Genomic DNA, 12,778 nt, shown 5'->3' with positions numbered 1-12,778 from the left:
CTTTAAGGCTGTTTTTTATTGATAATGCATTATTTTTTTAAGGCTTCATTCACTACTTTACAGTCTGCAGTGCTTAGCTTCTGTCCATCTTTATAGCTGATTTTTTTCTCATCAGCATATTTAGACTGTCCGTCTTCCTCTTTATGATCTCCAATTCCTTCTGTCAGAGCATTGTCTTTCTGGATGAAGTAAATATCTCTTTTGCTTTTTTTACCTTCTGAAGCAAATTCGTAAGTCAGTTTCAGTGTATCTCCGGATTTGAAACCGGTTACATCTCCTTTTGAACCGTCTTTTTCACTGTTTTTATAAGATAATTTTCCGGTGATTGTTCCTAAATTGTCATCAATAGAAGCAAAAACACTATCTTTTCCTGTTACCCCGATATAGCAGAACGATTTTGGTCCAAGAGTATCTATCACAGGTTCTTCAACAGCTATGGTATCTGCAGCTGCTTTGGGAGCCGGAGCTTCAGTTTTCTTATTACAGTTGATTAAAAAAGCTGATACAGCGCCCAATAAGATTAATTTTTTCATATCCTTAATTGTTAAATCAAATTTCTATTCTGCTAAAATAACAATAGTATTTGTATATTAAAAATAGGATATAAAGAGATAATCATTTTATGATGAAAATTAGTGTTTTTTAGAAAAGATTTTAACAAAAAATATTAATTAAAATATGGTTTTATATGTTCAATTGATTCTTATTTTTCTATCTCAGGACTCAGTTCCTATAACCTTGTAATCCTAATCTTTAATTATTAAACGGATTTAGGCACGGAAAATGATTTACCTAGCAAAATTGATTTTAATGAAAAAGATTACTAAAGCGCTGGGATTGGGATTGCTTATGCTTGGGTTGTATTTTATCTCGGGTCAGACCCCTCAGAATTATATTTATACTTCTTCAGGAGACCTTAAGAAAATAGAAAAAATGATCACTCGCCAGGATATCGGAGGGGTACAGATTGTTTACAACTGGAGAGCTTTGGAAACTTCAAAAGATGTGTATGATTTTTCTGTTATTGAAAAAGATCTGGAATATTTAACTTCCATCAACAGAAAACTATTTATTCAGCTTCAGGATAGATTTTTTGAACCGCAAGCCAGATATATTCCTGATTATGTATTGAATGATAAAGAATATACAGGAGGGTTGGTTCCCCAATATGATAATCCCGGGGAAAATAAACCTGTTGGAAGCGGATGGGTTACCCAGCAATGGAATCCTGCTGTCCGCGAAAGGTTCCAGAAGCTTATAGGAGCACTGGCACAGAAGTTTGACGGTAAAATTCAAGGGATTAATCTTCCCGAAACATCAATAGATATAGAAATGAAAGCAGATAAAACAGGTTTTAGCTGTGACCGCTATTTCCAGGCCGAGCTGGAAAATCTGAAGTTTGCGAGAGATGCTTTCCATCAATCCAATGTATTGCAGTATGTCAACTTTTTTCCGTGTGAATGGGACAATGACCATCAATACATGTCCAGACTGTTTGATTTTGCGTATAAAAATAATATAGGGCTGGGAGGGCCTGATATTGTTCCGAATAAAAAAGGGCAGATGAAGAACTCTTATCCTTTCTTTAATCAATACAAAGGGAAGCTGCCTTTAGTTGCTATGGCGGTTCAGGAGCCAACTCTTACGTACAAAAATCCTAAAACTAAAAAACCTTTTACCAAGGAAGAATTTGTAGAATATGGTGAAAATTATCTGGGAGTAAGAATTATTTTCTGGAGTGTGGAATCTCCCTGGTTGAGAGATTCCTGATATATTCTGAGAAAAGATCTCAGTCAGTTCTCCTTTTTATACTTTTAGTATTCCTCTGAATCCTCTTGCTGCATAATAAGAATCTGCACCATTGTGATAGGTGAATACGGTGTTGTATCGTCTGTCACAGAAAAGGGCGCCTCCAAGCTCTCTTACCTGTGATGGCGTTTTTATCCAGCTTGATGTCTTTTGATCGAACTTTCCAAGTTCCTGAAGATTGCGGTATTGTTCTTCTGCTAAAAGTTCAATGCCCATTTCTTTAGCTTTGTCAATGACGTTGCTTTCCGGTTTATTGGCTTTTCGGGCATCCCAAGCCTGATAATCATAGCATAGACTTCTTCGTTTCGGGCTTTCCGGGGAACAGTCAACGAAAGAATATTCATCTGTTTTTTTATTGTAATCTACGATATCGGGTTCACCTTCTGTAGTTTCCATTTCGTATAGAGACCCTATTTTTTCAGGATTGGCTTCCAGTTTTTGCTGTATTTTTTCCCATTTCAGGTCTTTATGACGGTCCATATTTTTTTCAAAACGGGCTTTTAGTGTTTTTAAAAGTTCGTTGATTTGCTCCTGTGTCAGTTTCTTTTTCATATCAAATTTTGTTTTACTATTGATTGAATTGGTTTATTTTGTTGGATAATCGCAAAGGCGCAGGTTTTACAAATAAAAGTTTTTAAGGCGCAAGGATTTTATCTGCGATAAAATTTATGGCTTTTTATCTTAAAAATGATTAATCAGTAATAGTAATTTTTCTGTCTGCAGGTCTGAAATACCAGGAGATTATAACCAGTACCAGTAATAATACTGCCGGAAAAGTTCTTCCTGCCGTATCACCTACGATCAGATGGGAAATAACAGCTCCTGACATCACAAAGAAAAATCCTGCATACGCCCATTCTTTTAAAAGCAGGCGTTTGGGAATCAGTATGGCAATTACGCCCAATATTTTCCATATTCCAATAATGGTCATCAGGTAAGAAGGATAACCCAAATTGGTGAAATTCAGCAGTTCATCTTTACTTTTCATCAGCTGGACAATTGCAGTGGAAACCATTCCAAGGGCCATCCAAAGTGTGAATATCCAATAGATGATTTTTGTTCTTTTTTGTGATTGTGGTGTGTTCATGATTTAATTTTTTATAGTGAATCGTTTAATCCTATACCGTCCATGATTTGTGGAATGCATTTTTCAATACGGGCTTCCCGGGTTTTGGGCTGTTTGGCAGAGGAAAAGTGGAGTAAGTAGGCTCTTTGTCTTCCGGGAGTTAATGCCTTAAAAGCTTCTTGCAATGCCGGATCCTGGTCCAGCTTATTCTGAAACTCTTCAGCCATTTCAAACTCTTTTGTTTTCTTCATTTCGACTTTAGCACCTGATTCTTCTATTTCAACGGCTTCAAACATATAACTGCGAAGAACATCTTCCAAATCATTGATTTGCTCTACCTCTGTAAAACGAATCTGCCTTGCAGCCTGTACATTTTTAGACTGCTGGATCAGAATATGATCTGGGTCTTTCATTAAAGCACCCTTAAAGAAAAGAAGGGCACAGTATTCTTTAAAACCGTGGATCAGGAAAATATTTTTCCCTTCATAGGTATAACATGGACATCCCCATTTTAAATCTTCTACAAGGTCGGTGCTTAGGGCAATTGCTCTTAATTTTTCAAATTCTTTGTGCCATTGCTGGCTTTTATCAAAGAAGAAATTAACTTTTGGATTCATGGTGTTTTATATTTGAGGGTTGGAGAGTATTAGAGTGGGAGAGTTGTTGGATTTTTGAGAACAAGATTATCGTTACGGTCGACAGCCTGAAACCTATTATCTGCTACCTCCACCTACAATCTCCTGTAAACGATTGTGAGCCATATTGATGCCTTGAGCGAATGGCATTTTCAGATGCTGGTCTCTGAAATCTACGGATTTATAGATTGTCTGGATTGTGATTTTGCTGGTGGTATCTGTTAATTTTTCAAATTCTAAAAACTCTATCTGAACCGGAAAAGGAGTGTTTTCCATCTGAAAAGTTCTTATAATTTTCTCATTCTGAATCACTTCATGAATAGTTCCGTTGGCACTGAAAACTATGTCACCTTGTGGATTGGAGGTTTCAAAGCGGTAACTTCCGTGTTGTTTGTTTTCAAATTTTGTCACTTTGGTACCCATCCATTGTTCGAAAAGCTCAGCTTCTGTATACGCTTTGAAAAGGAGTTCTACCGGAAGATCAAATTCTCTGGTGATGAAAATTTCCTGTTTTCCGTCTTCGGCGTGGATTTTTGTTTTAAGTTCCATGATGTTGGTGTTTGAGGGTTTCTTGGATTTGAGAGTGGGAGAGTTTGAGGGTTTGAGAATATAAGCGTCTCTCATCTTTTATCTCTTATCATTATTGTTCTGATACGCTTTCATCACACTTTCCAGCTTGTTGAATTTTTCGTCCCACATTTTGCGGAAAGGTTCTATAAAATCGGCTATTTCTTTCATTTTATTGGGATTTAGGTGATAGATTATTTCTCTGCCGTTTTGTTCAGATCTCAGCAGTTCACATTCTGTAAGGATCTGGAGATGCTTTGAAACGGTAGGTCTCGCCGTATCAAAATTAGAAGCAATAGCTCCTGCTGTCATCGACTGTGCCGCCACCAACATCAATATAGATCGTCTTGTAGGATCTGCTATCGCCTGAAATACATCTCTTCTTAAATTCATTGTGAAGTTATTTGACTACAAATATATGTGTAGTTATTTAGCTACGCAAGTTTTTTTGAAAAAAATTTGTATTAATTAATTGTAAGTATGCTTTTTAAAAGAAAAATGGAGAGCTTAATGCTCTCCATTTTATTATTTAAATAATGCTTCTATATATTTTTTATTGACTACTGGCTTGCCAGATGAAGCGAACGAATAGCTTTCCGCAGATTTTTTTTGATTATTTATATATGCTTGATCAGTAATAGGCTATTGTTTTACAAAAACGCCGATGTATTTCCCATTGTATTCTACAACAAGAGTACTGATATTCATTCTATTGCAAAAATCCTGATAAGCGGAATTGTCTCCAATATCATCACTGATAAACACTGCACCAGGTCTCAGTCTTTTATAGATCTTATGATAAGCCCACATTCTTCCGTGATAGCTTTTGTCAGAATCATAGTGGAAAACATCCAAAGAGGAAACTTTTTTCAAAATTTTAGGCAAAGATTCTCTGTCTGCAAAACGGAATAGCTGCCAATATTTTTTAAGGTTTTCAGGAACAATATATCCTACATACTGATCACCATCCTGAGCAAGATAAGGCATATCTGAGCTATAGAGCGTACCATTTCTTTTTTGAAGCGAAAGCAATATGGCTAAGGAAGACCATCCATAAGCCACTCCGGTTTCAAGAACGTTTTGTGCTTTGGTGAATTCACATGCATAATAAATAAGCTCCAGGGCACCAGGCCCACCCATTGTAATAGGGCATTCTTTTTCTTTTAAACTGGCTTTTTCAAGGGTCTCAGCATAGATAGATCTGAAACGATCGGTATCCATAGAGAAAAGTCTGGAGATTACTTCTTTTTGGGAAACTGCTATGGATGCAGCCCAGAAATTTGCTTTTGCTTTTCCTTTGAACGGACTTCTTCTGCTTACCGTATTTTTAATGATTTTTCTGCCCAGTTCAGGATAGAGAGCAGGTCTTTTGAGATAAGCTACAAATGTTTTGAGAACTGTTGACATTTCATTGATTATATTAAGGTTACAAGACAAATGTATTTTTTTTAAAACCATATCGCATTTAGATAATATTAATTTTGATATTAAGTTTTTTTAAAATCGTATTAATAATATGGTCCTGTAATTAATCAGTGAGATATCTTATTTTTAATTTAAAATAAAATTTTAACGTGGTGATTTTCTTTAATTTACGAGATGAAGATTGCAGTGGGTACGGCAATGTGGTTTTTGGGCAGATCAATAGTAGTTTCGGCAAGTAGAAACCAGCTTATTTTGAAAAGGGAAATAAATTGTGAGGAATAAAATTTGATCTTTGATTGTCTCCCACAGATTATACTGATTTTGGGGAATGTGATAATCTGTGCTGTCTGCTTGATCAGCGGGAGATGATATTTCTTTGATGGTTATCGCAGAAATATCCATCTATTTAAGGTAGAGATCGTTTCTTGAGATTTAAGGAAGAATTTTTGTTTTTTTCTTTACAAAAATGCCTGTCCAAAAATATATGGAATACGGTCATCAAAACGGTGATGCTTTTCTGCTTTTTCATTGGGTAGGTATTTATCTTTTTCATTAGCACACCAAAAAGTGTGCTGTTCAGTGAGTGCAAATGTATAAAATAATTGTATAAACAGAAAGATAAATGATACGAAATTTGTTCTGATTATAAAATTTAAGTTATCTGAACTTCATTACCACAAAAGACACAAAAGTTTGTAACGTTTAAATTATTTTAGAACCAGGCTTTATGTATAATAAGTACACCTAAGTTTTGTGAAAATATTTGATTTTCATCTTAATATTATCTTTTCTTCGGCATTATTTAAAACTTACTTAAGTGTTTTCAAATAGTGCTTTTGTGACTTTTGTCGTTGGTAAAGTTTAGAAATGCCTACCTTTGAGGTTCTGATGTTTTCTATACATTAATCAATATTATCTTAAATGAAATTTTTATTGGATCTTTTATTTCGTGTTTTACAGCTTTTTGCAGAACCTTATTTCTTATTATTTCTTGCGGTAGTTATAATCGCTCTGCTGAAAAGAAAAAATAAACGCAAAAATCTGAGAATAGGAATTGGTGTATCGGTCGTTTTAATGATCATCTTTATAGGAAATGGCTTTTTGGGTAAATTAACTTCAGAATATCTGCAGAAAAGCTATATCCATACTTCTGCAATAAAGAATACCGCTTCTCAGAACCCCGTTATTGTTGTATTGGGTGGTGGAGTTGTAGATATTGACAATACTGAAAAACTGCATACGATGTCTTATTCAAGAATCGTCACAGCCTATCAATTGTATCAGGAATTCAAGAAAAAGAATATACCCTGCAAAATAGTGATTTCCGGAAAGGGCAGAGGACATACCAGTGAAGCGGAATTATTCAGTGAAAATTTCAAAAAAATGGGGGTGTCAGATTCTGATATTATTAAGGAAGATAAAAGCATGAATACCTATCAGAATGCAAAATTCTCAAGTCCGATAGTAAAAAAGATGGCTCCTGGAAGTGTTTATTTGGTTACTTCGGGTTTTCATATAAAGAGATCTGTTGCTCTGTTTCAGATATTTGGATTAAAGCCCATTCCGCAGGCATCAGATTTTATAGATACTGAAATAACGGTATTTCCTAACACTTATAATGCTGCGTTTACATTCGTCATGCTTAAGGAGATAGTGGGAATATGGCAGGTGCAATTATATAACAGTTTGGGAATAAATAAATAAATAAATTTAAATAAAAAAGCCTCTCAACATATTATTTCTGAGAGGCTAAAATATTTTATTCGAAACCATGCGTTTGACGGTGGTATTGTAGATTTGAAAGATTCAATGTATGATTATCATTAATTGTAAGTTCTCCAGATAAACAACCAATTAATTGTAAATCATCTTTAATTGAAAATACACCTTTATCAAACATAATATGATGATTAGGGCAAAGACAAATAACATTATTAGGATTATCATCTCCATTATGAGGTTTGCCTAGCGGTTTGATATGAGCACCTTCTGCATAATGACCTAATTTGGTTGGAATAGAAATCTGACAAATTTGGCATTTAAAATTATATAATCTTTTTATTTGCCATGCAACTTTAGTATCTCGTACAATCCTTAAAACAGTACTTTCTATTCTTTTTTTCGTTCTTTCAGAATAGTCTAATTCAATTTGACGCACTGCTTTTTTAGACTGATTATTGCCAGAATATTCTAAACGAAACCTACAAATTTTGAACCCACTTTTACCAGTTTCCTCCCAAGCATCAACAACGCTATATAATCCAGCATAAGAATAACCATTTTGAGGAGAAAATTCAGATGTATGTGTTGATCCCCGAATAACTCTTACGGGTAATCCTTGGTCCATACTTATTATAAGTCCAGCATTTCCTTTTTCCCATGTTTGATCTCTTATTTGTTTTCCAGTATTGCTATCATTACCACCAGCACCAGTATAAACAATTTCTTCCCCAAAATCTAAATCATCTTCATAACCCCCAGAAAGAACGATTGCAGCAGTACCTTCTTTTGCATTTCCATCAATTCCTGCTCCCCAATTTCTATGAAAGCTTGTTGGCATCATCTCTTTTCTATTATTAAAATGATATCCTTCTTCAATACCTTCAATTTCACCAAATATAATAGGTTTACTCACAGTTATTTTTGTTTAGCAGCAAATATATGATTTTGATGAAAAAAAATAACTGTGAGCGATTTAATTTAGAATATTTTATTTATTAAAATATTTATTTTTAATATTTTTTCTTAATCGAAATCAATGTCTGCAAGACTACAGAAGCAATAATAAATGCTAATCCTATATAAAATGAAAGATTGACTTCTTTGCTTTCATCAAAAAATAAAAAAGCAATAATAATAGCATATACCGGCTCCAGATTGAAGGTTAAGTTGACCGTAAAGGCTGGAATTTTTTTTAAAACTTCTGCAAATATGACATAAAGCCCTACCGTACAGAAAAGAGCTAAGAGCCCCAAATAAGCAGTGTCTTTTAATCCAGGAACTATGCTATCTGCTTTGAAATAGAGGAGGTATATGGGCAAAATTGCTCCGAGGCATACAGAACCGGCAAGCATCTGATAATAGTTGATAACAATGCTGTCAAAACGCTGAACCATGCGCTCATTATAAATGGTATAAAGCGCAGCAACTGCAGAAGAAAATATGCCCAGAATAATTCCTAGCTGATATGATGTATCAAAGTGGAAGATGAGGCTGATTCCCAGAAGTGTCAAAGTACTGAGCCCCAGTTCTGATAATTTGAATTTCTGTCTATCAATGATTGGTTTGAATAAAGCTGTAAAAAAGCTGGTAAGACAATAACATACAACTCCAATTGATATATTGGAATATTTGATACTTGCATAGAAGAGGACCCAGTGTAAAGTAATAAGGAGTCCTGCCTGAGCGATTTTCAGTTTTTCTTTTCCTGAAATGGTATTGGAAATTTTAAATATTTTCAGGATAAAAAACAGAATAATATAGGAAAACAGTACTCTGTACCATGTTAAAAGTCCTTCATTAAGCGATATTAATTTTCCAAATACTCCTGTAAAGCCGGCCAGTATTACGGCCAGATGCAATAATAAATATGATTTTTTCATTTAGAATGAACTGTAAAGATTTTAAATTATTTGTAATGAATTTGAATCATATACCAATTGGCCAATAAAACTTTATCAGCATCAGTACTTCAAATTAGAATTTGAAATATTAAAATCTTGGTGGGGAGATACAGCTCGCTACGTTCATATTTATCTGTTGAATATCAAATATAGAGAAAATATTACAAAGCTTACATAAAAAATACATTAAACTTGTGCCCATCAGGGTCTGCAAACACAAATCCATAATAATTTTCTCCAAAACTCTCAGGTTCCGAAACAATAGTTCCACCGGCTTTTTTTACTTCCTGAGCCCATTCATCTACCTGTTCTTTATTTTCTGCAGAGAGGGTGAAGATGATTTCGTTGGAACTTTGAGGATCCCCGAATTTCATGGGTTTTAAATTTCTCTCTATGATATTTTTTAAGAAAAAGTGAATAATAAATTCATTTCCAGCCATAAAAAAACTTACCAACTCATTAGAGCTGTGCGGATTATTGGGCTTGAATCCCAGCTCTGTATAAAATTTCTGTGTGCGTTCAAGGTCGGCTACTGCCAGATTGGCCCAGATCATTTTTGGTTTCATATTACTTATTTTTGGTAGGATAAAGGTACTCAGTTTCATGATTATAAAAACTGCCATGTGGCAAGATTTTGTATTTTTAGATCAAAGAGAGATTAGTTTCCATAGTGGTTTCAATTTAACATAATATATTGGATGACTAAATTATAGCCTATGAATGAGAGTATTGTAAATAAAATCAGAAAGTTAGGAGGAAATACAGACGCTGCACGTGCTGACAAAAATTTTGCCGAGAATTGGCGGAGTATCATATTTGGACATCATCTTTATGACAGAGATTGGGATGTCTACGGGATAGATCAGTATTATGAAGAAAATTCAACCGTATATCATAATGATCAGGAAAGTTTTTATAAAGAATTATTGAAGCATTATTTTTCTGACCATGAATTGGCGTACGGACAATATTTTTTCAAAGATTGGTTTTTTACGCCGTTTAAGAAAGATACAGACGATTACGAAGAACTAGATGGACTTATAGAGGAACATGAAGTAAAAAAAATGGTAGAAGGCTCTGAAATGGATTTCATCTGTATATTTTATTTTTATGGATATCCTGATCATTTTTTTGTTTGCACAACAGATCCGGATCAGACCAATCCAACAGTATACAGCACAGACCACGAAGTTTATTTTCAGGAAATCGAGAATGAAGGAAAGCTGGAAAATTTTCTGGACAGATTTATGACTAAAGAAGAGTTCTTAGAAACCGTTAAAGAATATATGAAGGAAAAATTAAAAAATAACGGATTCTGGAGTGGTTAGTACTCTCTTTCAAATGGTATAATAAATGTCCTATAATTTATATTATGTTAAATAGAATGTAGTATTTGCTTTTCAATCACCTTTATGATATTCAGTATCAGTTACAGGTTTTAACCACACTACTGCGCCTTTGCCATTATTTGAAATTGCCAAATGAACAAGATGACTGTTTGGACTTGCTCCATGCCAATGTTCAACATTTGGTGGACATTTTATAACATCGCCTTTATGCAATACTTTTTTCAATTGACCTTTTTCTTGATAATATCCAATACCTTCAGTTACAAGTATAATCTGCCCTCCAGGATGCAAATGCCACTTGGTTCTTGTTCCTGGTTCAAAAGTTACATTACCTATACTCATTTGCTCATCCTGGGCAAGCATTTGCAGCCAGACGTTACCTGTAAAATTTTTATTGGTAACTTTTTCACCTTTTGGAAAAATGTAAGTCCTTCCAACTTCTAATATAGACTTAGTACAACAGCTTGATAACAATAACACTGATAGAAATAATACAACTGCTTGTTTCATTTTATATTAGAGCTTTTATTGGTTATAAATTTTTTTCAAAGAATTCAGTTAGTTTATGCATTGCTTTTTCTACATATTCTAGTCTCCAATAAGTTTGGATATGCGTTGCACCGTCAATAATGAACAATTCTTTTTCTTTTGCATTTACCGCTTTTAGAAATGCTTCATCTGTCATATATTTTGTATCTGCTTTACTGCCAGTCATCATCAATAAAGGTTGATTGATCAAATCCATATTTTCTACAGCATCCCAGGTCATTAAATCCATTAAATTACTGGTCGGATATAAAAATGTTGAATTGGGATGTGCATTGGTTCTGTAGTAATAAATATATCCTTCACGATAAAGATCTTTACTGATCTTTTTAATTTCTTCATCGGTAATGCTTGCAACACCGGAATAAAGAATTTCACCACCTGCAGCTTCCTGTGCTCTTGCGTCAGAAGCTTGTTTCAATCGTTCCTGGATGGTTTTTAATCCCGAATTTTGAAATCCGTTTCTTCGTACTTCACCGGAGTTAAACATACTTAAAGTAGCAATCGCTTTAAATCTTTTGTCAGACTGAGTCGCCTTCAAAGTATAGCCACCGCCACCACAGATACCGAATGCGCCTATTCGATTGGTATCAACTCCGGGATATTGTGAAATAAAATCTGCCATTCCGTGAATGTCTTCTGTTCTATAAACAGGTTTATCTGTGTGACGAGGTTCTCCCCCACTTGCTCCCTGATAAGATGCATCTGCAGCAATTGTAATATAGCCTGCTTCCGCTAAGCGTTGTGCATAAAGTCCCGCAGTCTGTTCCTTAACACCTCCATTTGGGTGTGCGACAGTGATTGCTGCATATTTTTTTGAAGAGTCATAATTTGCAGGAGTATAAACATTGGCTGCAATTTCAATTCCATTCAATTTATACTTTACAGGATGAATATTTACTTTTCCTGTTACATTTTCTGTGATTGCACCATCATAAACCAATCCGAAAGGATTATTACGTTTGATTACTTCAATTTTTCCCATTTTTGATTGACTATTTTTTTTCGTTTGGGCATGAACGCTAACGCTTGTAGCAACCAAGATGAATGCTATTATTGATATTGTTATCTTTTTCATTTTTTTATTTTTATGGCTTATTTAGATTTATTTTTTAAAACCTGATTTAAAACCATTTTTGCTGCATTTGATTTTTCAATACTAATGGTAGAGCTGATAACAGGAACAAACTCGTTCAACTGCGGTGGTGACCAACCAACGTTTAGTGAAATGCCTAGATGAGATTGCAACATTGGTTCTGCATTACCAATAGCACTGATTACAGAAATCGTCACCAGTTCTCTTTGCGCATAAGCCAAAAGATCTCTCTCGAAAATATCAGCAAATAGATGTTCTTTTAGAAATGTATCTATTGTCGGTGCAAATGCTGAATAGCCCGAAAGTTTGTCTGGCTGTGGTGTTTGGGTAAGTTGAGCCAGAATTTCCTTTCCTCTTTCGTACTTGCTGTTGTCATTTGCAATAGTTGAAGCTTCTTTACCCACAGTATCATTAATTCCTTTTGCCTTCCTTTCATCAAGAACTTCCATAAAAGTCTGTAAACCTCTTATGCTTCTCGGAAAACCACAATAAGCATAAGTGTGTACCAAAATTTCTTTTATTTCATTGATTGTTAATCTTGCATCCAGACCTTTATTTAAACTTGCTTTTAATTCCTCTAATTTACCTTGTGCCGTAAATGAAGAAATGATGATGATGTTTTTATCTTTTTCGCTTAGCTGCGAATTGGATCTTGTCATTTT

The 12,778-nt window shown here is 34.5% G+C and carries 16 protein-coding genes; 3 read left to right on the top strand and 13 right to left on the bottom strand.

The genetic code is table 11. The features are described 5' to 3' along the window. Window positions 1-29 precede the first annotated feature (29 nt). Window positions 30-533: a hypothetical protein gene (locus tag CHRYMOREF3P_RS02850; RefSeq protein ID WP_180563818.1), complete on the bottom strand. Its 504-nt coding sequence runs from the start codon at window positions 531-533 to the stop codon at window positions 30-32. A gap of 277 nt (window positions 534-810) precedes the next feature. Between CHRYMOREF3P_RS02850 and CHRYMOREF3P_RS02845 the strand changes: the two genes are divergently transcribed. Further along, complete coding sequence (locus CHRYMOREF3P_RS02845; RefSeq protein WP_180563817.1) at window positions 811-1,770, top strand: hypothetical protein; 960 nt, start codon at window positions 811-813, stop codon at window positions 1,768-1,770. Window positions 1,771-1,806: 36 nt separating this feature from the next. On the opposite strand, the gene CHRYMOREF3P_RS02840 is transcribed toward CHRYMOREF3P_RS02845, so the two are convergent. The 6 genes from CHRYMOREF3P_RS02840 to CHRYMOREF3P_RS02815 all read right to left on the bottom strand — a co-directional run bounded on the left by CHRYMOREF3P_RS02840 (window position 1,807) and on the right by CHRYMOREF3P_RS02815 (window position 5,484). After that, window positions 1,807-2,361, bottom strand: coding sequence for a DUF4256 domain-containing protein (locus tag CHRYMOREF3P_RS02840; protein ID WP_180563816.1), 555 nt, complete (start codon window positions 2,359-2,361; stop codon window positions 1,807-1,809). A gap of 139 nt (window positions 2,362-2,500) precedes the next feature. Continuing rightward, entirely contained in the window at window positions 2,501-2,896 is a 396-nt protein-coding gene (locus tag CHRYMOREF3P_RS02835) for a DoxX family protein (protein WP_180563815.1), read from the bottom strand. An 11-nt stretch (window positions 2,897-2,907) separates the two neighbouring features. Then, entirely contained in the window at window positions 2,908-3,492 is a 585-nt protein-coding gene (locus tag CHRYMOREF3P_RS02830; protein ID WP_180563814.1) for a YdeI/OmpD-associated family protein, read from the bottom strand. 96 nt (window positions 3,493-3,588) lie between these two features. After that, a complete protein-coding gene (locus CHRYMOREF3P_RS02825; protein WP_180563813.1) occupies window positions 3,589-4,059 on the bottom strand; it encodes an SRPBCC domain-containing protein in 471 nt (156 codons plus the stop codon). Window positions 4,060-4,137: 78 nt separating this feature from the next. Beyond that, complete coding sequence (locus CHRYMOREF3P_RS02820) at window positions 4,138-4,470, bottom strand: ArsR/SmtB family transcription factor (RefSeq protein ID WP_077417168.1); 333 nt, start codon at window positions 4,468-4,470, stop codon at window positions 4,138-4,140. Window positions 4,471-4,719: 249 nt separating this feature from the next. Next, window positions 4,720-5,484, bottom strand: coding sequence for an O-methyltransferase (locus CHRYMOREF3P_RS02815; protein WP_180563812.1), 765 nt, complete (start codon window positions 5,482-5,484; stop codon window positions 4,720-4,722). A gap of 939 nt (window positions 5,485-6,423) precedes the next feature. On the opposite strand from CHRYMOREF3P_RS02815, the gene CHRYMOREF3P_RS02810 reads away from it, so the two are divergent. After that, window positions 6,424-7,206: a YdcF family protein gene (locus tag CHRYMOREF3P_RS02810; RefSeq protein WP_180563811.1), complete on the top strand. Its 783-nt coding sequence runs from the start codon at window positions 6,424-6,426 to the stop codon at window positions 7,204-7,206. Between the two features lie 55 nt (window positions 7,207-7,261). Here CHRYMOREF3P_RS02810 and CHRYMOREF3P_RS02805 read toward each other — a convergent pair whose 3' ends face one another. The 3 genes from CHRYMOREF3P_RS02805 to CHRYMOREF3P_RS02795 all read right to left on the bottom strand — a co-directional run bounded on the left by CHRYMOREF3P_RS02805 (window position 7,262) and on the right by CHRYMOREF3P_RS02795 (window position 9,748). Beyond that, on the bottom strand, window positions 7,262-8,137 hold the full coding sequence (locus tag CHRYMOREF3P_RS02805) for a YDG/SRA domain-containing protein (protein ID WP_198424126.1): 876 nt from the start codon (window positions 8,135-8,137) through the stop codon (window positions 7,262-7,264). A 97-nt stretch (window positions 8,138-8,234) separates the two neighbouring features. Continuing rightward, window positions 8,235-9,104, bottom strand: coding sequence for a DMT family transporter (locus CHRYMOREF3P_RS02800; protein ID WP_180563810.1), 870 nt, complete (start codon window positions 9,102-9,104; stop codon window positions 8,235-8,237). Window positions 9,105-9,295: 191 nt separating this feature from the next. Next, the gene (locus CHRYMOREF3P_RS02795) at window positions 9,296-9,748 is read right to left on the bottom strand and encodes a VOC family protein (RefSeq protein WP_317043617.1); all 453 of its coding nucleotides are present in this window, start codon (window positions 9,746-9,748) and stop codon (window positions 9,296-9,298) included. A 93-nt stretch (window positions 9,749-9,841) separates the two neighbouring features. Between CHRYMOREF3P_RS02795 and CHRYMOREF3P_RS02790 the strand changes: the two genes are divergently transcribed. After that, window positions 9,842-10,453, top strand: coding sequence for a hypothetical protein (locus CHRYMOREF3P_RS02790; RefSeq protein WP_180563809.1), 612 nt, complete (start codon window positions 9,842-9,844; stop codon window positions 10,451-10,453). 72 nt (window positions 10,454-10,525) lie between these two features. On the opposite strand, the gene CHRYMOREF3P_RS02785 is transcribed toward CHRYMOREF3P_RS02790, so the two are convergent. Genes CHRYMOREF3P_RS02785 through CHRYMOREF3P_RS02775 form a run of 3 tightly spaced genes read right to left on the bottom strand, consistent with a single transcriptional unit; the run spans window position 10,526 to window position 12,775 of the window. Next, window positions 10,526-10,984 carry a cupin domain-containing protein gene (locus tag CHRYMOREF3P_RS02785; protein WP_077417184.1) on the bottom strand — a complete coding sequence of 153 codons (459 nt, stop codon included), beginning with the start codon at window positions 10,982-10,984 and terminating at the stop codon, window positions 10,526-10,528. Window positions 10,985-11,006: 22 nt separating this feature from the next. Continuing rightward, window positions 11,007-12,098 carry an alpha/beta hydrolase gene (locus CHRYMOREF3P_RS02780; protein WP_077417186.1) on the bottom strand — a complete coding sequence of 364 codons (1,092 nt, stop codon included), beginning with the start codon at window positions 12,096-12,098 and terminating at the stop codon, window positions 11,007-11,009. A 17-nt stretch (window positions 12,099-12,115) separates the two neighbouring features. Beyond that, window positions 12,116-12,775 (bottom strand): carboxymuconolactone decarboxylase family protein, encoded by a 660-nt coding sequence (locus CHRYMOREF3P_RS02775; RefSeq protein ID WP_232538960.1) that lies wholly within the window; start codon window positions 12,773-12,775, stop codon window positions 12,116-12,118. Window positions 12,776-12,778: the final 3 nt, after the last annotated feature.

Origin of the sequence: Chryseobacterium sp. JV274 (assembly GCF_903969135.1) — a bacterium.
In the GTDB taxonomy this organism is placed as follows: Bacteria; Bacteroidota; Bacteroidia; order Flavobacteriales; family Weeksellaceae; genus Chryseobacterium.
The sequence above is the reverse complement of the archived record's forward strand: the minus strand, read 5'-3'. Positions and strand labels throughout refer to the sequence as shown.

What these genes read in the sequence shown, in the direction of transcription:
- CHRYMOREF3P_RS02850 (WP_180563818.1), bottom strand. Translation starts at nt 533, where the DNA reads ATGAAAAAATTAATCTTATTGGGCGCTGTATCAGCTTTTTTAATCAAC.
- CHRYMOREF3P_RS02845 (WP_180563817.1), top strand. Translation starts at nt 811, where the DNA reads ATGAAAAAGATTACTAAAGCGCTGGGATTGGGATTGCTTATGCTTGGG.
- CHRYMOREF3P_RS02840 (WP_180563816.1), bottom strand. Translation starts at nt 2,361, where the DNA reads ATGAAAAAGAAACTGACACAGGAGCAAATCAACGAACTTTTAAAAACA.
- CHRYMOREF3P_RS02835 (WP_180563815.1), bottom strand. Translation starts at nt 2,896, where the DNA reads ATGAACACACCACAATCACAAAAAAGAACAAAAATCATCTATTGGATA.
- CHRYMOREF3P_RS02830 (WP_180563814.1), bottom strand. Translation starts at nt 3,492, where the DNA reads ATGAATCCAAAAGTTAATTTCTTCTTTGATAAAAGCCAGCAATGGCAC.
- CHRYMOREF3P_RS02825 (WP_180563813.1), bottom strand. Translation starts at nt 4,059, where the DNA reads ATGGAACTTAAAACAAAAATCCACGCCGAAGACGGAAAACAGGAAATT.
- CHRYMOREF3P_RS02820 (WP_077417168.1), bottom strand. Translation starts at nt 4,470, where the DNA reads ATGAATTTAAGAAGAGATGTATTTCAGGCGATAGCAGATCCTACAAGA.
- CHRYMOREF3P_RS02815 (WP_180563812.1), bottom strand. Translation starts at nt 5,484, where the DNA reads ATGTCAACAGTTCTCAAAACATTTGTAGCTTATCTCAAAAGACCTGCT.
- CHRYMOREF3P_RS02810 (WP_180563811.1), top strand. Translation starts at nt 6,424, where the DNA reads ATGAAATTTTTATTGGATCTTTTATTTCGTGTTTTACAGCTTTTTGCA.
- CHRYMOREF3P_RS02800 (WP_180563810.1), bottom strand. Translation starts at nt 9,104, where the DNA reads ATGAAAAAATCATATTTATTATTGCATCTGGCCGTAATACTGGCCGGC.
- CHRYMOREF3P_RS02795 (WP_317043617.1), bottom strand. Translation starts at nt 9,748, where the DNA reads ATGGCAGTTTTTATAATCATGAAACTGAGTACCTTTATCCTACCAAAA.
- CHRYMOREF3P_RS02790 (WP_180563809.1), top strand. Translation starts at nt 9,842, where the DNA reads ATGAATGAGAGTATTGTAAATAAAATCAGAAAGTTAGGAGGAAATACA.
- CHRYMOREF3P_RS02785 (WP_077417184.1), bottom strand. Translation starts at nt 10,984, where the DNA reads ATGAAACAAGCAGTTGTATTATTTCTATCAGTGTTATTGTTATCAAGC.
- CHRYMOREF3P_RS02780 (WP_077417186.1), bottom strand. Translation starts at nt 12,098, where the DNA reads ATGAAAAAGATAACAATATCAATAATAGCATTCATCTTGGTTGCTACA.
- CHRYMOREF3P_RS02775 (WP_232538960.1), bottom strand. Translation starts at nt 12,775, where the DNA reads ATGACAAGATCCAATTCGCAGCTAAGCGAAAAAGATAAAAACATCATC.